This is a genomic window from Qipengyuania qiaonensis (assembly GCF_019711515.1).
GTDB lineage: Bacteria > Pseudomonadota > Alphaproteobacteria > Sphingomonadales > Sphingomonadaceae > Qipengyuania > Qipengyuania qiaonensis.
This window is the reverse complement of the sequence record NZ_JAIGNO010000001.1, coordinates 56368-75533: the sequence shown is the minus strand read 5'-3', so window position 1 is coordinate 75533 and position 19166 is coordinate 56368. Positions and strand designations below refer to the sequence as shown.

18 protein-coding genes and 1 tRNA gene are annotated in these 19166 nt (G+C 61.4%); 5 read left to right on the top strand and 14 right to left on the bottom strand.

The genetic code is table 11. The features are described from left to right. Positions 1-231: 231 nt before the first annotated feature. The 8 genes from scpA to K3174_RS00295 all read right to left on the bottom strand — a co-directional run bounded on the left by scpA (position 232) and on the right by K3174_RS00295 (position 7190). Positions 232-2388 (bottom strand): methylmalonyl-CoA mutase, encoded by a 2157-nt coding sequence (gene scpA / locus K3174_RS00330; RefSeq protein ID WP_221554857.1) that lies wholly within the window; start codon positions 2386-2388, stop codon positions 232-234. Positions 2389-2470: 82 nt separating this feature from the next. After that, complete coding sequence (locus K3174_RS00325) at positions 2471-3256, bottom strand: enoyl-CoA hydratase-related protein (RefSeq protein WP_221554856.1); 786 nt, start codon at positions 3254-3256, stop codon at positions 2471-2473. 91 nt (positions 3257-3347) lie between these two features. Then, the gene (mce, locus tag K3174_RS00320) at positions 3348-3797 is read right to left on the bottom strand and encodes a methylmalonyl-CoA epimerase (protein ID WP_221554855.1); all 450 of its coding nucleotides are present in this window, start codon (positions 3795-3797) and stop codon (positions 3348-3350) included. Next, positions 3794-4015, bottom strand: coding sequence for a hypothetical protein (locus tag K3174_RS00315; RefSeq protein ID WP_221554854.1), 222 nt, complete (start codon positions 4013-4015; stop codon positions 3794-3796). Before K3174_RS00315 ends, mce begins: the two co-directional genes overlap by 4 nt. Next, a complete protein-coding gene (locus K3174_RS00310; RefSeq protein WP_221554853.1) occupies positions 4012-4308 on the bottom strand; it encodes a hypothetical protein in 297 nt (98 codons plus the stop codon). Before K3174_RS00310 ends, K3174_RS00315 begins: the two co-directional genes overlap by 4 nt. A gap of 177 nt (positions 4309-4485) precedes the next feature. After that, on the bottom strand, positions 4486-4854 hold the full coding sequence (locus tag K3174_RS00305; RefSeq protein ID WP_221554852.1) for a Rap1a/Tai family immunity protein: 369 nt from the start codon (positions 4852-4854) through the stop codon (positions 4486-4488). 10 nt (positions 4855-4864) lie between these two features. After that, the gene (locus K3174_RS00300; RefSeq protein WP_221554851.1) at positions 4865-6397 is read right to left on the bottom strand and encodes an acyl-CoA carboxylase subunit beta; all 1533 of its coding nucleotides are present in this window, start codon (positions 6395-6397) and stop codon (positions 4865-4867) included. Between the two features lie 55 nt (positions 6398-6452). Continuing rightward, entirely contained in the window at positions 6453-7190 is a 738-nt protein-coding gene (locus tag K3174_RS00295) for a TlyA family RNA methyltransferase (protein ID WP_221554850.1), read from the bottom strand. A gap of 259 nt (positions 7191-7449) precedes the next feature. Between K3174_RS00295 and K3174_RS16760 the strand changes: the two genes are divergently transcribed. Together K3174_RS16760 and K3174_RS00285 are read left to right on the top strand one after the other, a co-directional pair. Beyond that, positions 7450-7785, top strand: a complete 336-nt coding sequence (locus K3174_RS16760) for a hypothetical protein (protein WP_247711787.1) — start codon at positions 7450-7452, stop codon at positions 7783-7785. Positions 7786-8227: 442 nt separating this feature from the next. Beyond that, positions 8228-9310: a branched-chain amino acid aminotransferase gene (locus K3174_RS00285; protein ID WP_221554848.1), complete on the top strand. Its 1083-nt coding sequence runs from the start codon at positions 8228-8230 to the stop codon at positions 9308-9310. Here the strand turns inward: K3174_RS00285 and K3174_RS00280 are convergent, their stop codons facing one another. From K3174_RS00280 to K3174_RS00265, 4 genes are all read right to left on the bottom strand, one after another. Further along, positions 9311-10174 (bottom strand): DMT family transporter, encoded by an 864-nt coding sequence (locus K3174_RS00280; RefSeq protein ID WP_247711786.1) that lies wholly within the window; start codon positions 10172-10174, stop codon positions 9311-9313. A gap of 26 nt (positions 10175-10200) precedes the next feature. After that, positions 10201-12270, bottom strand: a complete 2070-nt coding sequence (locus K3174_RS00275; protein WP_221555374.1) for an NAD(+) synthase — start codon at positions 12268-12270, stop codon at positions 10201-10203. 277 nt (positions 12271-12547) lie between these two features. Next, the gene (locus K3174_RS00270; RefSeq protein ID WP_221554846.1) at positions 12548-13564 is read right to left on the bottom strand and encodes a sensor histidine kinase; all 1017 of its coding nucleotides are present in this window, start codon (positions 13562-13564) and stop codon (positions 12548-12550) included. A gap of 138 nt (positions 13565-13702) precedes the next feature. After that, positions 13703-14704, bottom strand: a complete 1002-nt coding sequence (locus K3174_RS00265; protein WP_221554845.1) for a DNA topoisomerase IB — start codon at positions 14702-14704, stop codon at positions 13703-13705. Positions 14705-14797: 93 nt separating this feature from the next. Between K3174_RS00265 and yghU the strand changes: the two genes are divergently transcribed. The 3 genes from yghU to K3174_RS00250 all read left to right on the top strand — a co-directional run bounded on the left by yghU (position 14798) and on the right by K3174_RS00250 (position 17507). Next, entirely contained in the window at positions 14798-15649 is an 852-nt protein-coding gene (gene yghU, locus K3174_RS00260; RefSeq protein ID WP_221554844.1) for a glutathione-dependent disulfide-bond oxidoreductase, read from the top strand. A gap of 211 nt (positions 15650-15860) precedes the next feature. Next, positions 15861-15935, top strand: a tRNA-Gln gene (locus tag K3174_RS00255). Positions 15936-16001: 66 nt separating this feature from the next. Beyond that, complete coding sequence (locus K3174_RS00250; RefSeq protein ID WP_221554843.1) at positions 16002-17507, top strand: acetyl-CoA acetyltransferase; 1506 nt, start codon at positions 16002-16004, stop codon at positions 17505-17507. A gap of 2 nt (positions 17508-17509) precedes the next feature. On the opposite strand, the gene K3174_RS00245 is transcribed toward K3174_RS00250, so the two are convergent. Beyond that, positions 17510-18688 (bottom strand): molybdopterin molybdotransferase MoeA, encoded by a 1179-nt coding sequence (locus tag K3174_RS00245; RefSeq protein WP_221554842.1) that lies wholly within the window; start codon positions 18686-18688, stop codon positions 17510-17512. Next, positions 18685-19161: a cyclic pyranopterin monophosphate synthase MoaC gene (moaC, locus tag K3174_RS00240; protein ID WP_221554841.1), complete on the bottom strand. Its 477-nt coding sequence runs from the start codon at positions 19159-19161 to the stop codon at positions 18685-18687. The genes K3174_RS00245 and moaC overlap by 4 nt, the downstream gene beginning before the upstream one ends. Positions 19162-19166 lie beyond the last annotated feature (5 nt).

Below are 19166 nucleotides of genomic sequence, written 5' to 3'. Positions count from 1 at the left end.
GTGAAGTACCAAGATAGCAGGAACAGCGCGTTACCGATCATAATCACACAGCCGAATACGAAGCAGCCTATGTGCCTCCAGTTACCGTAAGTCGGTTGATCGGAAAAACTCACTCCACCGCCTCTCATGTCATTGCGAGGAGCCGCAGGCGACGCGGCAATCCATGGCACTGTACCATGGATTGCTTCCCCCGGCTCGAGGCCGGGGTCGCAATGACCGAGTGAGAGGACCTCACTCCGCCGCCTCGTCCAGATCCCCACCGGCAGGCGGCATGTTATGGCCCAGCAGGCGCAGCATGTCGGCCGCGCATTCGACCACATTGCTGCCCGGGCCGTATATGCCCTGCACCCCGGCATCGCGCAGGAAGTCGTAGTCCTTCTGTGGGATCACGCCGCCGGCGATCACCTTGATATCGGGGCGGCCGGCGTCTTTCAGCAGGCCGATCAGCTCGGGGATCAGCGTCTTGTGCCCCGCCGCGAGGCTGCTCGCGCCGATGGCATCGACACCATTGTCCAGCGCCATGTCGCGTGTTTCCGCAGGGGTCTGGAACAGCGGGCCGGAGACGACCTCGAACCCCATATCGGCAAAGGCACTGGCGATGACATTGGCCCCGCGATCGTGCCCGTCCTGGCCCATCTTGGCGACCATGAGCTTCGGCGCACGGCCCAGACGGCGTTCGACCGCCTTCACACCTTCGACCACCTGCGCATAACGGTCGTCGTCGGCATAGGCAGCCGAATAAATCCCGCGGACCGGCTTCGGCATGGTGTCGTAGCGGCCATAGGCGTCCTCCATCGCGGCTGAGATTTCGCCCAGCGTTGCATCGTGGCGCGCAGCCTCAACCGCGAGGCCGAGAAGGTTCCCTTCCCGCTGTGCCGCCCCGCGCGCGAGTGCATCGAGCGCAGCCTTGCAGGCAAATTCGTCACGCTGGGCGCGCACCTTCTCGATCCGGGCGATCTGGCTGCGGCGCACGGCGTGATTGTCGACATCGAGCGTTTCGATCGGGTCCTCTTCGGCCTTGCGGTATTTGTTCACGCCGACGATCACCGTCTCGCCCTTGTCGACGCTTGCCTGCTTCACCGCGGCCGCTTCCTCGATCTGCGCCTTGGGCTTACCGCTGGCGACATACTGCGTCATTCCGCCGGCGGTCTCGACCTCGTCCAGCAGCTTGCGCGCTTCGTCGATCAGGGCCTGCGTCAGGCTTTCGACGTAATAGCTGCCGCCCATCGGGTCGGCGACATTGCAAATGCCGCTTTCCTCCTGGATTACCAGCTGCGTGTTGCGCGCGATGCGGGCGCTGAAATCGGTCGGCAGTGCGATGGCCTCGTCCAGAGCATTTGTGTGGAGCGATTGTGTGCCGCCCAGCACCGCCGCCATCGCCTCAATCGTGGTGCGGATGACATTGTTGTACGGGTCCTGCTCCTGCAACGATACACCCGATGTTTGGCAGTGTGTTCGGAGCGTTTTCGAGCGCTCGATTCGCGCACCGAGGTCCGTCATAACCTCGTACCAGAGCGCCCGCGCGGCACGCATCTTGGCGATCTCCATGAAGAAGTTCATGCCGATGCCCCAGAAGAAGGACAGGCGCGGCGCGAAGGCATCGATATCGAGCCCCGCTTCCATCGCGCGCTTGGCGTATTCCTTGCCGTCGGCAATGGTGAAGGCGAGTTCCTGCACCGCCGTCGCCCCGGCCTCGTGCATATGATAGCCCGAGATCGAAATGCTGTTGAATTTCAGCATGTTGGCCGAAGTATATGCGATGATGTCCGAGATGATCCGCATGCTCGGCTCGGGCGGATAGATATAGGTGTTGCGGACCATGAACTCCTTGAGGATGTCGTTCTGGATGGTGCCGCTGAGCTTGTCCTGCGAAACGCCCTGCCGCTCCGCCGCGACGATGTAGAAGGCCAGCACGGGGATCACCGCGCCGTTCATCGTCATGGAAACGCTCATCGTGTCGAGCGGGATCTGGTCGAACAGGATTTCCATGTCGCGCACAGTGTCGATCGCGACGCCAGCCATGCCGACATCGCCCACCACACGCGGGTGATCGCTGTCATAGCCGCGGTGGGTTGCAAGGTCGAAAGCGACCGAGAGGCCCTTCTGGCCCGCCGCGAGGTTGCGGCGGTAGAAGGCGTTCGATTCCTCTGCGGTGGAAAAGCCCGCATACTGGCGGATCGTCCACGGGCGGCCAGTGTACATGCTGGCATAAGGGCCGCGCGTGAACGGCGCGATGCCCGGAACGCCGGGATCGATCCCGTCGGTATCCGCGCTGGTATAGAGTGGCTTCACATCGATCCCCTCCGGCGTGTGCCAGGTGAGATCGCGGCCCTTCACCTCCTTGTCGGCGAGGGGCTTCCAATCGTCATAGGTAGGCTTGTCACTCATGCGACGCCCTAAACCACAATCGTATGCACAGGGGAAGAGGCGGCCGGTCGTTCGGCCGCCCACATCCCCCTCATCCGCGGGGTTACTCGCCCTTGAACTCCGGCTTGCGCTTCTGGAGGAAGGCCATTCCGCCCTCCATCGCATCCTTGCTCGCTCCAGCGGTGCGCTGCCCTTCGGCTTCGGCACGCAGCACTTCGGTCAGATTGCCGTCGAGTGCTGTGGCAATATTGCGCTTCATCGTGGCATAGGCGAGGGTCGGGCCGTTGGCGAGCTTCTCGGCCAGAGCCCTCGCCTCGTCCAGCAGCGCGTCATCGTCGCACGCCTTGTAGATCAGCCCCCAGTTTTCAGCCTGTTCCGCACCGATCTTCTCACCCAGCATCATCATCCGCGTGGCGCGTGCACGGCCGATCGCGCGGCTCAGCAGCCAGGTCGAACCGCCATCGGGGACAAGGCCGATATTGACGAAGGCCTGGAGGAAATAGGCGCTCTTGCCCGCCAGTACGAAATCGCCTGCCAGCGCGAGACTGCAGCCGACGCCCGCCGCTGGGCCGTTGACCGCGCAGATCACCGGCACATCGGCGCGCAGCACCTGGTTGATCGCCGGATTGTAATGGTTCTGCAGTGCACGATGGCTGCCGCCCTTGCTCTGCAGGGCGCTACCCTCGCCCCGGGCCGCCAGATCCGCGCCCGAACAGAAGCCCTTGCCCGCACCGGTGATCAGCACGGCGCGGCTGTCGCCAAGGTCGTAAAAGGCCGCGCCGATCTCGTCCGCCATTTGCGGCGGCATCGCGTTCAGCCGGTCCGGCCGGTTGAGCGTGATGGTGGTAAGCGGACCGTCTTTCTCGACGATGATGGTTTCGTAGCTCACGCGCTTCTCCCAAACGTTGCGTTTCGCAACCGAGATTGGCGGCGAACGTGACTCTGTGCAAGTCCGTTACGGCGCGCTGCGTCGCCCGGCCTCAGTTCGACCAGTACCCATCACCCTCGGGAGTTTGCATGATCTCTGTCAGCTGGCCCATCATGTCCTTGGGATGGAGGAAGAAGATCGGCGTTCCGTGAGCGCCGATGCGTGTGGGGCCGAGGATGCGCTTGCCCAGTTCCTCGAACCATTTGCGCGCATCGTCGATATCCTCGACCTCGTAGCACAAATGGTGCTGCCCGCCGGCAGGATTCTTCGCAAGAAAACCGTGGATCGGACTGTCGGCTCCGAGCGGTTCGATCAGCTCGATCTGCGTGCCGCTGGTCCCGTCATATCCCGGCGTATCGACGAAGCAGACCTTCACGCCCTGCTCTTCCATGTCAAAGGGCTCACGAATGTTTATCGCGCCCATGACATCACGATAATAGTGGATCGATTCCTCGATCGAAGGCGTTGCCACGCCGATATGGTTGAGACGTCCTAGTTTCATTGGCTCTCGATCCTTGGCTGCCGCGCCGCTCCAGCGGCGGCGGCTCCCTCGACGAATCCCTCGATCCGGGCAACGCGCTGGGCCAGTTCGGCGTGACTATACGCCAGAGACGACACATCCTGCCCCAAAGCTCTCAGTTCTTCTTCGAGCCGATCGAACTTTTCGTTCGAGAGCATGACCGTTTTCACGGCATTGTAGGCCCGGTCGAAGGCGCTCACTTGGTCGCCTCGACCCGCTCCAGCGCCTCGCGCACTGCCTTGCGCGCCTGGGCAATGCTGGCTTCTATCGAATCCATCTTCGCATTCCAGCGCGGCACGGCTTCCTCGAGTTCCCTGGACAGCATGTTCAGCGCGGCCTCTTCCGCTTCGGACATATCGTCCGGCTCCGCCATATAGCGCGCCGCCGCCTCGCGCAGCACGCTGCCGACGGATTCGCCCCGCGCCTTGGCGAACGCCTCCAGCGCCGCCTTCTGCTCGGCATTGGTTAGATAGGTGACGCGTTCGGTCTGCATTTCGGACATTCCTTATCATGTCCTTATAATGTGCGAGCGACGCTGTATCAAGCGCCGGTCTGCCTAATGATCTGTGCTGCACCTATCGTCTCGTGGCCATGCGTAACACAGTTCGTGAACGAAGACCCCGTTGCGTCGATTGTGACTAGATCGGGTCGAGTTTTACAGAATTTTCAATCAATCCCGATCACATGGGAATGATTGAATGAGTGCCTTGAGGATTAAACTCGAACCAATGTTATGCCGTTCCGACGGATTGTCATTCAGATATTTGACTGTGATGGCAGCCAGTTGTTCAACCGAAACGCCGTTTGGCATGCAGTAATACCGGTCAATGATTTTCGCAGATTGCAGAATTTCAAACGTATCCACCGCACCGGCGACATAGCCGTAGCAATTGCCGACTAGGATCTGCGTTGAAGGGTCATCCACACCGGGGCGGCAACGCTCCAGAAGAATATTGCCATTCACGAACGTCGTGTCTGCTCTCACGGTTGCGGGGGTAACTGCGAACACAATGGCTGATAGCGCAATTAAAAGTTTCATTCCGTGCTCCCTAAAGCGGAATATTATCATGCTTCTTCCACGGGTTCTCCAGCTGCTTCGTGCGCAGCTTGCGTAGCCCCAGCGCGATGCGCTTGCGCGTCGAATGCGGATAGATCACCTCGTCGATATAGCCGCGGCTTGCCGCCACGAAGGGGTTGGCGAAACGGTCTTCGTATTCCTTCGTTTTCTCGGCGATCTTGTCGGGATCGTCGCGGTCTTGGCGGAAGATGATCTCCACCGCGCCCTTGGCGCCCATCACAGCGATCTCGGCGGTGGGCCAGGCGTAGTTCAAATCGCCGCGCAGGTGCTTGGACGCCATGACGTCGTAGGCGCCGCCATAGGCCTTGCGGGTGATGACGGTGATCTTGGGCACGGTCGCCTCGGCATAGGCGAACAGCAGCTTGGCACCGTGCTTGATGATGCCGTTATGTTCCTGCGCCGTACCGGGCAGGAAGCCGGGCACGTCGACGAAGGTCAGGATCGGGATCTCGAAGGCATCGCAGAAACGCACGAAGCGCGCGGCCTTCTTGGAGGAATTGATGTCGAGCACGCCGGCGAGCACCATCGGCTGGTTCGCCACCACACCCACAGTGCGCCCCTCGACCCGGCCAAAGCCGCAGATAATGTTGGCCGCGTGGTTCGGCTGGATCTCGAAGAAATCGCCTTCGTCCAGCGTTTTACGGATGACTTCGTGCATATCGTATGGCTGGTTGGCGTTATCGGGAATCAGCGTGTCGAGGCTGAGTTCCTCACGGTCCCACGCATCGCTGGTGGGGCGCTCTGGCACTTCCTCGCGATTGTTGAGGGGCAGGTAGTCAAAGAAATTGCGCGTCGCGAGCAGGGTCTCGATATCGTTTTCGAAGCTGTTGTCGGCGACGCTTGTCTTGGTCGTGTGCGTCTTCGCCCCGCCGAGTTCTTCCTGCGTCACCACCTCGTTGGTCACCGTTTTGACCACGTCGGGGCCGGTGACGAACATGTAGCTCGAATCCTCCACCATGAAGATGAAGTCGGTCATCGCCGGGCTGTAAACCGCGCCGCCTGCACACGGCCCCATGATCAGGCTGATCTGCGGCACCACGCCCGAAGCGAGCACATTGCGCTGGAACACTTCGGCATAACCGCCCAGCGATGCCACGCCTTCCTGGATGCGCGCGCCGCCGCTGTCGTTGAGGCCGATAACCGGCGCGCCGACCTTCATCGCAGTGTCCATCACCTTGCAGATCTTCTCTGCATGCCGTTTGGAAAGAGAGCCGCCGAAGACCGTGAAATCCTGAGAGAAAACATAGACCAGGCGGCCGTTGATCGTGCCCGATCCGGTGACTACCCCGTCGCCCGGAATTTTCTGGTCCTGCATGCCGAAATCGACGCAGTCATGCTCAACATAGGTGTCGAGTTCCTCGAAGCTGCCTTCGTCGAGCAGCACGTCTAGCCGCTCGCGCGCGGTCAGCTTGCCCTTGGCGTGCTGCGCGGCAATGCGTTTTTCACCACCGCCCAGCTTGGCAGCATCGCGGCGGCGTTCCATTTCGGCGATATTGGCGGACATGCTCTCTCCGTGAAATACGATTGCACGAGCGCCTAGGGCGAAGCGTGCCGTAAGGTCAATCGCGCTGCGCGCTTATGAGGAACTCGACATTGCCTTCCGGCCCGGTGATCGGGCTTTCGACTATGCCCTGCACCTCGAAGCCCAGGCCCTCGACCCACTGGCGCACCTCGTCGCAAACCCGGCGGTGAAGCACCGGGTCGCTGACCACCCCTTTCTTGCCGACTTCCTCGCGCCCGACTTCGAATTGCGGCTTGATCAGTGCGACCAGGCGACAATTGCGCTCAGCCAGTTCGAGCGGGCGTTCGAGTACTTTCGCCAGCCCGATAAAGCTTGCATCACACACCACCCATGTGACGGGGCGATCGATCAGTTCGCGGGTCAGTATGCGCGCGCTGGTCTGTTCAAGGACAGTGACGCGGTCGTCCTGCCGCAATTTCCAGGCAAGCTGATTGGTGCCGCTATCGACAGCAAAGATGTGCCTCGCACCGCCGTGCAATAGCACATCGGTAAAGCCGCCTGTCGAACTGCCGATATCCATAGCAGTGACGCCCGCAGGATCGAGGCCGAAATGCTCTATCGCATGAGCCAGCTTGATGCCCCCCCGCGAAACCCATGGATGATCGCGACCCCGGACCTCGAGCTGCGCATCTTCGGACAGCTGTTGCCCCGGTTTCGCCAGCTTCTGCTCACCCGAGAATACCAGGCCCGCCATCACCAGCGCCTGAGCGCGAGTGCGGCTCTCCACGAGCCCACGGTCCACCAGCATCTGATCGAGGCGCTTCTTTTTTGGCATTGGAAACATGGCGCTTAGCGAGCATTGTTGATGCATGAAACCGATCTATGCCCATTTCGGCGGCGCTTTGGCGCTCAGCTTTGCAATCGCAGCCTGCGTACCTGCCCCGGATTCGACCCCGGCACCGGCGCCCACCCCTACGCCAAGGCCAGCGGCGCCCGCTCCACCGCCGCCCCCGCCCTCGCCACCCCCGGCCGAAGACTGGATCGACCGCCCGCAGACGGCAGGCGACTGGAATTATCGCACCCAAAGCGACGGCATGACGGTAGCTTCTTTTGGTATTGATGCCCGGGATCCGATATTGGGATTGCGATGCGATCGGCAGCGCCGGATCATCTCTATCGGACGGAAGGCCGACGCCAGTCGCGAAGTTCCGATAGTTATTCGAACCGAGACGGCGACACGCCAGTTCAGCACACATCCGGCGCAGGGCAGCGTGGGGCCGATCCTGTCGTTGGATATCCCGGCAAATGATCGATTCCTGGATGCAATTGCACTGACACGTGGCCGATTCGCTGTGGAAGCCCCCGGCTTATCCACACTCTATTTGCCCGCCTGGGGCGAAGTGACCCGCGTGATCGAGGACTGCCGCTGACCCGATTCCCGACACTTGCCTCTCGGAACAAGTCGGGGAACAGGTATCAAAAAAGGCCCTGAAAATCTTCCGAGCCACAAACACCAATTCTGACGTGGGAAAACTTTTTTTCAAGGGTTGTTTTAGGGCTCTGGAAGACTCAAATATATCCACAAGATCAGCGGCGAAACGCGGTCTTGTTCCCCGGAAACGGGGTACTTTGGCTCTAACAGCGCGAAAGGAGGTGATCCGATGTCTCATGGTTCAGCAGAGAGGTCGGCAAGTTTCCGCGCGGAGCACTATCGGTAAAGCAGATACCCTTAGAGGCTTCGTGAGCGGCACTTCCCGCCGCTGACCATGCGAAGGGCAGTTCCACCTACGGGCGTGGAGCTGCCCTTCTCATTAGGAGCCGATCCGTTTTGACCTGCTTGCGAAATCGGCGCGTCCACACTACCCGCGCTGCATGGAATTCGAGCATCTTCCCCACTCCGCGCCGGTTCCCGGCGAAACCCGCCAGCAGGCTCTTCTGGATCCCGGATTCGGCAAGCTCTTCACCGATCACATGGTCGTTATCGATTACGATGCCGATATGGGTGGCTGGCACAAGGCAACCCTGGGTCCGCGCCAGCCGATAAGCCTCGATCCCGCTGCGGCAGTACTGCACTATGCGCAGGAAATCTTCGAAGGCATGAAGGCTTACAAACTGGAAGATGGCTCACTGGCCCTTTTTCGGCCCGAACAGAATGCCCGCCGCTTCAATGACAGCGCCAGGCGCATGGCGATGCCAGAGCTTCCGGAGGAAATGTTCCTCGAATCGATCCGTCAATTGGTTGCCAAGGACCGCGACTGGGTGCCTGGCGATCCCGACGGGTCACTGTATCTGCGCCCTTTCATGTTCGCGTCCGAGGCGTTCCTGGGCGTGCGCCCAGCGAGACAATACAAGTACGTCCTTATCGCATCGCCCGTAGGTCCGTATTTTAAAGGCGGCGCCAAGCCGGTGAAGATCTGGGTTAGCCGCAATTACACCCGCGCAGCCCCGGGAGGCACAGGGGCCGCGAAGACCGGCGGCAACTACGCCGCTTCCCTCGTGCCGCAAGCCGAAGGTATCGAGAATGGCTGCGATCAGGTGGTCTTTCTCGATGCAGTCGAGAAGAAGTGGGTCGAGGAACTGGGCGGCATGAACCTGTTCTTCGTTTTCGAAGACGGAAGCGTCGTTACGCCACCGCTGACCGGCACGATTCTGCCCGGCATCACCCGAGACAGCCTGATCCAGCTCTTGCGCGAGGAAGGGCTCCAAGTGCGCGAGGAACCTTACAGCATCGACCAGTGGCGCGCCGATGCAGTCCAAGGGCGCTTGCTCGAGACGATGGCCTGCGGAACTGCGGCGGTCGTCACCCCGGTCGGTACGGTTCTGGGTCCCGATGGCGAATTCACGATAGGCAGTGGCGGTACGGGTCAGATGACGCACAAGATCCGTGAGAAGCTGGTCGGCATTCAGAAAGGTACGATTGCGGACACTCGCGGTTGGACGATGACGCTCGACTGATCAGAAGCGTGGCCGGACGAGAAAGCGACGCGTAAAAGTCTCGCTCGGCCGCAGAACGATGATCGCCACGCCTGCCAGTGCGATCCCGCCGCCCACCACCAAGCGCCCCCCAATCGCATCACCGGTCAACCATGCTCCGAACAGGATGGTAAAGATCGGCGTGAATAGCGTGAGAGGTACCAGCAGATTGGCGTCGTGCTCCTGTAGCAGGCGGTAGTAGGCGGTATGTGCGCCGACCGATACGACGATCGATGCGAAGAACAGGCAAGCTGCAATCTCCCACGGCGCCGATTCAAGCGCCGAAACCTGGCCCACCTCCATCGCGGCGGTCAGCGGCCACAGCACCGCCACCGATGAAACGGCCGCCCAAGCCTGCAATCTGATAGAAGATATTTCGAGCCGCTTGACGAACACCGATCCCAGCGCACCGACCACCGCCGACACAAATATGAGCAACAGACCGGTGCTCGTTTCCATCTGGCTGTCGCCGGCCATGGCGAACAGCACTCCGCCGAAAGCCAGCCCGATGCCGAGCCCGCGCCGCCATCGTACGCGCTCGCCCAGGAAGAAGATTGCAAACAGCACAGTCATCGGAGCGCCGGTCAGACTCACTACTCCCGCCGCCGATGGGCTTGCCGTCTCAAGACCCATGAAGAGCAGCGCAAAGCTCCCGCCGCTGATGGCGAGGCCGACAAGAAGCACCTGCCAAAGTTTTGCCGGTAGCGGGCGCAACAGCGAAATCAGCACCACCGCGACAATCACCGAGCGCAGAAGGGCGTAGAACAGCGGCGGCGCACCGAAATCGGCAATGGCGAGTTTGCTGACGACGACATTCAGAGCCCAGACGATGTTGCACAGCATCATCACTAAAATCGCGCGTGCGGACATTGCTAATCGTCCAGCGGCGGGAGAGCATGGGCCAGTTCGGCGAGCCACGTATCGGCCACCGCATCGCTCGGCGCGCGCCAGTCGCCGCGCGGGCTCAGCGCGCCGCCGGCAGAAACTTTCGGCCCGTTCGGCAAGGCGCTGCGTTTGAACTGGCTGAAGCCGAAGAAACGCTTGAGGAAGTTCTCCAGCCACCGGGCGATGGTGGCGAGATCGTATTCGTTTTTCGCATCTTCCGGGAAGTCAATCGGCCAAAGTCCTGATTTTGCGTCCTTCCATGAGTGCCATGCAAGGAACGCCACATGGCTCGGCTTTTGTCCCCAGCGGATGATATGGTGGAGGAAAAAGTCGTTCAGCTCGTACGGTCCGATGATCGACTGCGTGCTCTGGATCTGCCCGTCTTCGCCCGCGGGAACCAGTTCGGGGCTGATCTCCGTATCGAGAATATCGGCGAGCACAGCATCGACGCCCTCGTCGAACTGGCTCGTCTGCGTGGTCCAGCCGATGAGATACTGGATCAGCGTCTTGGGCACGCCGGCATTGACGCCATAATGGCTCATGTGATCCCCCACGCCATAGGTGCACCAGCCAAGCGCCAATTCGCTGAGATCGCCTGTCCCAATAACCCACCCGCCATGTCGACCGGCCAGGCGGAAGAGGTAATCGGTACGCAGACCCGCCTGGACGTTCTCGAACGTCGTGTCGTAGACCGGCTGCCCCTCGCCAAAGGGATGACCGATATTCTGGAGCATCATGGTTGCGGTGGGCCTGATGTCGATTTCCCCGGCGGTAATACCGAAAGCTTCCATCAACCGCCATGCATTGGACCTGGTGCCGTCCGAGGTTGCGAAGCCCGGCATGGTATATCCGCGAATATCGGTACGCGGGCGGCCGAGCCGGTCCATCGCCTTGGCCGCGACTATCAGCGCATGCGTGCTATCGAGCCCGCCCGAGATCCCGATCACAAGGCATGCGGGACCGGTCGCCCGGATTCTCCGCATCAGCGCATCGACCTGAATGTTGAACGCCTCGTAGCAATCCTCGTCCAGCTTGTGCGCGCGATTCGGCACGAAGGGGAAGCGACGCACGGGGCGCCTGAGGCCGATATCGGCGCGCGTTACCGCATGCTCGAACGTCACCCGGCGATACCTGTCTTCGGGACGATCCGCGGCCTCGGCCGCATCGTTGAAGGTTTGCATGCGCATGCGTTCGGACAGAATGCGCCGGGTATCCACATCGGCCACGCACAGCTCCGGGTCGAGATCGAATCGCACGCTCTCCACCAGCAGGTCGCCAAGCTCGTAGATCATCCCCTGCCCGTCCCAGGCAAGATCGGTGGTGCTTTCGCCATGGCCGCTGGCGGAATAGGCATAAGCACAGATCGAACGGCTCGAACTCGCCCGGCTGAGCAAATGGCGCTCGTCCGACTTGCCGATGGTGATGTTCGAGGCAGAGAGGTTGAGGAGAATCGTCGCCCCCGCCAGCGCCGCCATGGTGCCCGGAGGATTGGGCGACCAGAAGTCCTCGCAGATTTCGATCCCGAAAATGAAACCCGGCAAGTTGCCGGCCGAGAAAATCAGGTCGGTGCCGAAAGGCACCTCGCGCTCGCCGCAGCGGATAGTCAGCCCGACGCATTCGCGGCCATGGGCGAACCAGCGCTTCTCGTAATATTCGCGGTAATTCGGCAGGTAGCTCTTGGGTATCACGCCGAGCAACTCGCCCCGGGTTACGACCAGCGCACAATTGTAGATACGTCCATTGCGCCGCAGCGGCGCTCCGAAAACGAGTACCGGCGACAGTTCGCACGACGCCTCGACGATCACATCGACCTGCGCCTCCACTCCATCGAGCAGGGCCGATTGCAAATGCAGATCGTCGAGCGCGTAGGAAGACAAGGACAGCTCGGGATAAACGAGCAAATCCACATGTTGCGCATCGGCCATGCGCGCCTGCTCGATAATGCCCTCTGCATTATAGGCGATATCGGCTGTACGCACCTTCGGCGTACTCGTGGCGACCCGTACAAAGCCATGGGTGTGCAGATCGTAGAAGGCATGGGTATCGCTGCCGCTCATAGTGGCGGAACCTTTCTTGTCGGATGCTGCCGGAGCGGGTTCGAGCCAGTCCGCGGGTTCGCAAATGCCCAGTTCCGCAAGGCGCTTCTGGACCGAGGCACGGGCGATCTTTCCCTTCGATTCCCAGCCGTAGACGGTCCTGCTGGGCCAAGGACCGGGCATGCCGTAGCGTGCACCGAACTCGTCGGCGCTGAGCGGCGGATTCTGGGCTTCGCGCCATTGCCGAATCTTGACACCGGCCAGATGCATAACCGGCGCGGTATCCTTTTAGGCTACTTTAGGCAAGCTCCGCGAAATGCGCCTTGCGCATTTCCGTACGATAGCCGTTCAGAACGGGCCCCGCGTGGTGCGTAGCTTCGGCCTGAGCGGCAAAGGCCATGAGAAGCTGACTACCCAGCCCGCCGCCCGGACTAGACACAGCGTCATCACCGATGCCGTCATCCTCGATGGTGAACCGCCATGCGCCTTCACGAACATGGAAGAACACGGCGATCGTTCCGCTGCGATCGTTGGGGAATGCATATTTGCAGGCGTTGGAAACCGCTTCGTTGAGATAGAGGCCGATGGCGACGGCTTCTTTGCGACTGAGCGTCGCGATGTCGATCTCGCGGAAGAGCCTGACCGAAGGCGGAAGACTGGACGCTTCGACGCGATTGAGCAGGTAATCCAGATAGGGCTTCATTTCGACGCTGGGGTCGTCGGACTGTTCCAGCGCCAGTGCCGTGTAGGCATCGGCAAAGGTTCTCACCCGGCCGACGGCATCATCCAGCGGTGCGTGCAGTTCCCGCTGCGGGATGCGCCGCTTTTGCAGTTCCAGCATGCTCGCAACCAGCGCGAAATTGTTCTTGGTCCGGTGTTCCAGATCCGCAAGCAAGGTAAGCCGGCGATCGGCCCGCTCGCTAATCTCATTCATCGTCGTATGCGCTGCGCGGCGGAAAGCCTCGGCGAAAATCAGAACGATCAACGCGCAAATCGCATTGAGAACCACGCGTGGCGGATCGGTGGGATCGGAGAAAAAGAACGAAGAGGGCATCGGCAGTACGAAAAACCATGCCCACGCAAAGGTCACGCCGAACGCCGCGAGGCCTGCTATCCAGTGGCCATATAGAGTCGCCAGAAGAATGGTGGGGTAGATCAGCGCGAAAGGCCCGGAAAGCGGAGCCCAAATGTCGAACAGGGTACGCAACCCGATCATCGATACACTGCAGAGCGCACCGAAAGTTATCTGGGCAATCAGCTTCCCCCGCCGGGTAACGAACTGCCGGCTGACATCGAAACTGGCGAGGCGGTACATAACCTCAACCCTCCGGCGGAGTATGAATGCCCGCAAACGACCCCAATGCAAAAGCGAACCATCGATGGCTCCGCACCATCGCTTTTGCCCCCTTAGCGCAAACGACCGAAATCATGAAACGATTCCGGAATAGTCCGCTCAGGCGGCGAGAAGACTGCTGGCGCTGGGACTGTCCTGCAGGAGATCGATCAGCCCCCGCTCCTCACGTGTCAGCCAGCGCGTTGCACGCGGCAGGCGCAGTTCCTCTCGCCAGCGCATTTGATCTTCCAGCAGACCGAAAACGGCCGGATGAATGTAGCTTTTTCGAGTCACCGCGGGGGTGTTGCCGAGGTGATCGGCAACGCATTGGAGCACCACCTTCATCGGCAGCTTCCCTTCGCCTTCCCGCAGGCAGGACAGCGCCTTTACGCTGGCATGCCAGGTCCGAAAATTCTTGGCTGTGAAATCCTGCCCCATAGTCTCGCGCAGGTATTCGTTCACATCGCTCGATCCCACGGCATGCAGTTCATCGCGATCGTCGATATACTTGAACAGATGCTGGCCCGGCAGGTCCTGCATCTTGCGGACCATCCGGGCCAGACTGCCGTCGGACAGCGTAACCTCGCGCAGCTTCCCGCCCTTGCCTCGGTAGCTCAGCCTCAGGGTCTTGCCCGTTAGCTGTGCATGACGTTTGCGGAGCGTGGTCGCGCCGAAACTCTTGCTCGCCTTCGCATAACCTTCGTTTCCGACGCGCACCGCCCCCAGATCCAGCAGGCGAACAACGCTTGCCACGGCGCGTTCGCGAGTGAGATTGCGACCGCGCAGATTCTGTTCGACACGTTTGCGCACCAAGGGAAGGAGACTGCCGAAAGTGACGCAATTATCGAATTTCTCACCTTCGCGTTCCATGCGGAAGCCGGGATGGTATCGATATTGCTTACGCCCTTTCGCATCGATCCCGGTTGCCAGAATATGGCCATTGGGTGCGGGGCAGAACCAGGCGTCGCTGTAGGCTGGCGGCAACGCTATGGCGTTCAGCCGGTTTCTCTCTTCCGGGTCGGTGATCAGTTTGCCTTTGGGATCGTAATAGGCCCATCCCTTACCGGAGCCCTTGCGCGTGATCCCGGGCAGGTCGTCGTCGACATAGATGAGCTTCGTCATAACGAAGGGAAGAACAGTGGGACCGGCGGGCCGGTTCCCCACCTTGCGGCGAATGGAAGGCTGCCTTAGTCGTCCCGTCAGAGGAGAACGCACTTGTCCGACCCTATCTACACCCCGCCCGAAGTCTGGGCCTTCGATGCCGAGAACGGCGGACGCTTCGCCAGTATCAACCGCCCCACGGCAGGAGCTCGCGAGACTAAGGAGCTCCCCGTCGGCGAGCACGATTTCCAGCTCTACTCGCTCGCAACTCCCAATGGAGTAAAAGCGTCGGTCATGTTCGAAGAACTGCTCGAAGCCGGACATGCCGGCGCGGAATACGATGCGTGGACGGTCGACATTTCAGAAGGCGGTCAGTTCGGTTCTGGCTTCGTCGACCTGAACCCCAATTCCAAGATCCCCACCCTGCTCGACCGCAGCGGACAGGAGCCGGTCCGGGTTTTCGAAAGCGGCGCGATCCTCATGCACCTTGCCGAAATGTTCGGCGCGTTCCTGCCGACCGATCACACACGTGCGGAAGTGTTGAGCTGGCTGTTCTGGCAGGTCGGCAGCGCCCCCTTCATAGGTGGCGGCTTCGGTCACTTCTACGCCTATGCGCCCGAGAAGTACGAATATCCCATCAACCGCTATGCGATGGAAACCAAACGGCTGTTCGACGTCGCCGACCAGCGGTTGGCACAAAGCGAATACCTCGGCGGTAAGGATTATACGATCGCCGATATCGCGACCTGGCCTTGGCTTTCGCCCTTCGTGGTGGGGGGCATATATGGCGAAGCCCGCACCTTCCTGTCGATCCATGAATATACCCACGTCGAACGCTGGGCCAAGCAGATCGGCGAACGCCCGGCGGTCCGCCGCGGACGGATCGTCAACAAGGCCTGGGGCGAGGAAGACGAACAGTTGCTGGAACGTCATTCTGCGAGCGATTTCGAAGGCAAGACGTTCTGATCCGCACAGCCGCAAACCGATTGCCCGAAGGACGAGCCGCTTTCCCGTTGCCGGCGTGGCGGCAGAGCGGTTGCTTCACGAACTTCGACCCAGTCGTCCGGTAATCCGTGAAGATCGAGGATGGCGCGGGCGAACTTGCGGATGGACGCATGCAAACTGCCGCCACCCCCTTCCCTTCCGCGCGCGAAGCGCTATAGGGGCGCGCACCTGCTGGGGTGTAGCCAAGTGGTAAGGCATCGGTTTTTGGTACCGACATTCGCAGGTTCGATCCCTGCCACCCCAGCCATCCCCTCACCTTCCGGTTGCAGCTTGAAACCTGCTTGCTAGTCATGACGGCAGGAGGAGAGCAAGCGTGCGCGACCAGGATCCCGAATACATTCCCGTCATCGTCGGTGTCGGACAAATCAACGATCGGCCGGAAAGCCCCGCCGACGGCCTCGATCCGGTAGCCCTGATGGCAGACGCGCTGCGTCGGGCGGATTCCGACGCGGGCGGGGGCTTGATCGCCGATTGCGATTCGCTTGCCATGGTGGCGCAGCTGGCGTGGCCCCAACTCAACCCCGTCGACGGCAAAGTCGCCGAAGCCTTGAGCATCGATCCGGACTATCGCATGCAAACCGCCCTGCCCAATGGCGACAGCCCGATCCTGCTCCTGCACGAAGCGGCAAACCGTATCGCGAGCGGAGAGGCAAGGATCTGCGCCGTGACCGGCGGCGAGGCCCTGCGCACGGCGGGTCAGCTCGCAGCGCTGAAGAACCGCAATGACGGCGAGACGCCGAACGCCTTGCGCGATGCGAGCCATCGTGCCCGCACAGGTTACGCCCAGAGCTACGGCCTGGTCGTCCCCACCGACGTCTACCCGCTCTACGAGAACGCCGGACGCGCGGCCTATGGCCAGTCGCTCGCCGAGGGGCAGGACGAGAGTGGCACAATCTGGGCCGGAATGAGCGAGGTTGCGGCAGGTAGCGAAGGTGCGTGGATCCGGCAACAGGTGAGCGCTGCGGACGTCATCACGCCCACCGACAGCAATCGGCCGATCGCCTTCCCCTATACCAAGCTCCAGGTCGCGAATTCCTCGGTCAATCAGGGTGCGGGCTTCATCCTGACCTCGCTGGCCGAGGCCCACCGACGCGGCATCGCCGATGATCGGCTGGTTTACCTGGGATACGGCGCCGCTGCGCATGAAAGCGGCAACTTCCTCGCCCGCGACCGTTACGATGCGTCGCCAAGCCTCGCCACTTCGATCGAGCGCACGATGGCGCTGAACTCAGTCGTCGCGGACGATCTTGCACATGTCGAACTTTACAGCTGTTTTCCTTGCGTACCCAAGATGGCCCGCCGGGTGCTCGGCTGGCCACTCGACAGGCCGGTGACCGTGTTCGGCGGACTGACATTCGGGGGCGGTCCGATCGGCAACTATATGAGCCACGCCGTCGTCGCGATGGTCGAGAAGCTGCGGGGGACGGGGGACAAGGGACTGCTCTTCGCCAATGGCGGCTATGCCACCCACAATCACACCATCCTGTTGTCCGGAACACCTACCGGGGCAACGTTCCCGCAGGACTTCGACTATCAGGCCGAAGCCGACGGGCGGCGCGGCGATGTGCCTGCACTCGATGAGGGCTATCTCGGGCCGGCAAGCATCGAAAGCTACACCGTTCACTATGACCGCGACGGTTCGCCCAAGTCGGGCGTGATCGTGGCGCGAACATCCGATGGCTCACGGACTTTGGCTAACGTCCCCGCCGACGACATCGCGACGATCGCATTTCTGAGCGACGGACAGGAAGAACCCGTCGGCACGAGCGGCACAATCGGGCGGGAGGGCGAAGGGCTCGCGATCTGGCACCGCAGCTGAGATCAGAACTGGATTGCCGGCACGAGCGAGCCGGCTGAGAGAGCGTTCCGACCCGGCGGACATCTGATCAGCCATTCTGCACGTGCGAGACCGCCCTGCACGCCGCTGTCCTGATTGCTCAGCGGGCGCAACCCATCTTCTTCCCATGCGGCTCTGGCGAATGTCTCCCGTTCGCCGGTTGCAGGGATATCTCCGGTCAGCGCCATTCTGCGCCAGGAGTGGCTACCCTCTCCGCCCTGCATCATCGCCAGAATTGGACGGAGGAACAATCGGGCCGTCACCATGGCGGACGTCGGATTTCCCGGAAGTCCCAGCACCAGCTTTTCCGCGGCCCTGCCAAGCCAGACCGGCTTACCGGGCTTGATGGCTACCCTGTCGAAGATCAGTTCGAGGCCATGCGACTTGAACATGGGCTTGGCAAAATCGCGTTCTCCGACGGAAGCGCCGCCGGTTACGACGACAATATCTGCGGTAGGGAGCAGTCCGCCAGCCTGCTTTTCCAATCCCGGCAAGTCGTCTTTTGCCAGACTACGCGCCATCACCGTCCCCCCTTCCCGCACGATCTGGCTGGCCAGTGCGAAGGTGATGCTGTCCGGAATGGCGTATGGATCTTTGCTGGCAAAGCCCGGCGCAGCCAGTTCATCGCCAGTCGCGAGCAAGGCCACTATCGGCCGCCGATGGACACGGACTTCCGCGAGATCGGCAGCGGCAGCGGCCACAAGCGATCCAGGGTCGAGCTTCGTCCCGCTCGACAACAGCACGTCGCCCTTGTCGAAATCACTGCCCCGATGACGTACATGAGCGGACGGCCCGAAGCCTTCGGCAAACCGCACGTTATCGCCGTCACGCTCGGCATATTCCTGTATGATGACGCCATCAGCGTTTTCAGGAATTGGCGCTCCGGTGAAAATCCGGACGGCTTCGCCCTTCGCAATCGACGTCAAGTGAGGGCGACCGGGGCGAGATTCGCCCACAATTCGCAGCGTGCTGCCAGCGGCCACTGTCTTCAACCTAACCGCATAGCCATCCATTGCGGACACGGTCTTGCGCGGCGAAGGCAACCGGGCGACCACGTCTTCCGCCAACCTCCGTTCCGCGGCATCCGCCAAAGCGACAACTTCGGCGTCGAGCGGAACGATATTGTCGGCCAACAGGCTCATCGCATCGTCGAAGGAAATCAACCGCGCTTCCAATCGCCGGACCGCCCACCTTCCTTGGCGGTCACCCGTATGTCCCCGATCGTCATCTCCTTGTCGATGGCCTTCAGCATGTCGAACAGCGTCAGACACGCGACCGAAACGGCTGTCAGCGCCTCCATCTCCACACCGGTTCGTCCTTCGCTACGCACTTTGGCTGCGACGGCAAAACCGGGCAGCCCGGCATCGGCCTCGATGGAAACATCGATCTGCGAAAGGGGCAATGGATGACACAAGGGGATCAGGTCCGCGGTGCGCTTGGCGGCCATCACCCCGGCGAGTTCCGCCGTCCCGATCACGTTGCCCTTGGGCACCTTGTTGGCCTTCAGCAACTCCAGAGTGGTGGGGTTGCAGGTCAGCGTGCCGGCAGCCGTCGCCCGCCGTGCGGTGATGGATTTGTCGCCCACATCCACCATCCTCGCGCGGCCATGTTCGTCGATATGCGACAGGTCGGACAATCGCC

Excerpts from the sequence above, each read along its gene's own strand:
- scpA (WP_221554857.1), bottom strand. The coding sequence starts at position 2,388 with ATGAGTGACAAGCCTACCTATGACGATTGGAAGCCCCTCGCCGACAAG.
- mce (WP_221554855.1), bottom strand. The coding sequence starts at position 3,797 with ATGAAACTAGGACGTCTCAACCATATCGGCGTGGCAACGCCTTCGATC.
- K3174_RS00310 (WP_221554853.1), bottom strand. The coding sequence starts at position 4,308 with ATGCAGACCGAACGCGTCACCTATCTAACCAATGCCGAGCAGAAGGCG.
- K3174_RS00305 (WP_221554852.1), bottom strand. The coding sequence starts at position 4,854 with ATGAAACTTTTAATTGCGCTATCAGCCATTGTGTTCGCAGTTACCCCC.
- K3174_RS00300 (WP_221554851.1), bottom strand. The coding sequence starts at position 6,397 with ATGTCCGCCAATATCGCCGAAATGGAACGCCGCCGCGATGCTGCCAAG.
- K3174_RS00295 (WP_221554850.1), bottom strand. The coding sequence starts at position 7,190 with ATGCCAAAAAAGAAGCGCCTCGATCAGATGCTGGTGGACCGTGGGCTC.
- K3174_RS16760 (WP_247711787.1), top strand. The coding sequence starts at position 7,450 with ATGACGGTAGCTTCTTTTGGTATTGATGCCCGGGATCCGATATTGGGA.
- K3174_RS00285 (WP_221554848.1), top strand. The coding sequence starts at position 8,228 with ATGGAATTCGAGCATCTTCCCCACTCCGCGCCGGTTCCCGGCGAAACC.
- K3174_RS00280 (WP_247711786.1), bottom strand. The coding sequence starts at position 10,174 with ATGATGCTGTGCAACATCGTCTGGGCTCTGAATGTCGTCGTCAGCAAA.
- K3174_RS00275 (WP_221555374.1), bottom strand. The coding sequence starts at position 12,270 with ATGAGCGGCAGCGATACCCATGCCTTCTACGATCTGCACACCCATGGC.
- K3174_RS00270 (WP_221554846.1), bottom strand. The coding sequence starts at position 13,564 with ATGTACCGCCTCGCCAGTTTCGATGTCAGCCGGCAGTTCGTTACCCGG.
- K3174_RS00265 (WP_221554845.1), bottom strand. The coding sequence starts at position 14,704 with ATGACGAAGCTCATCTATGTCGACGACGACCTGCCCGGGATCACGCGC.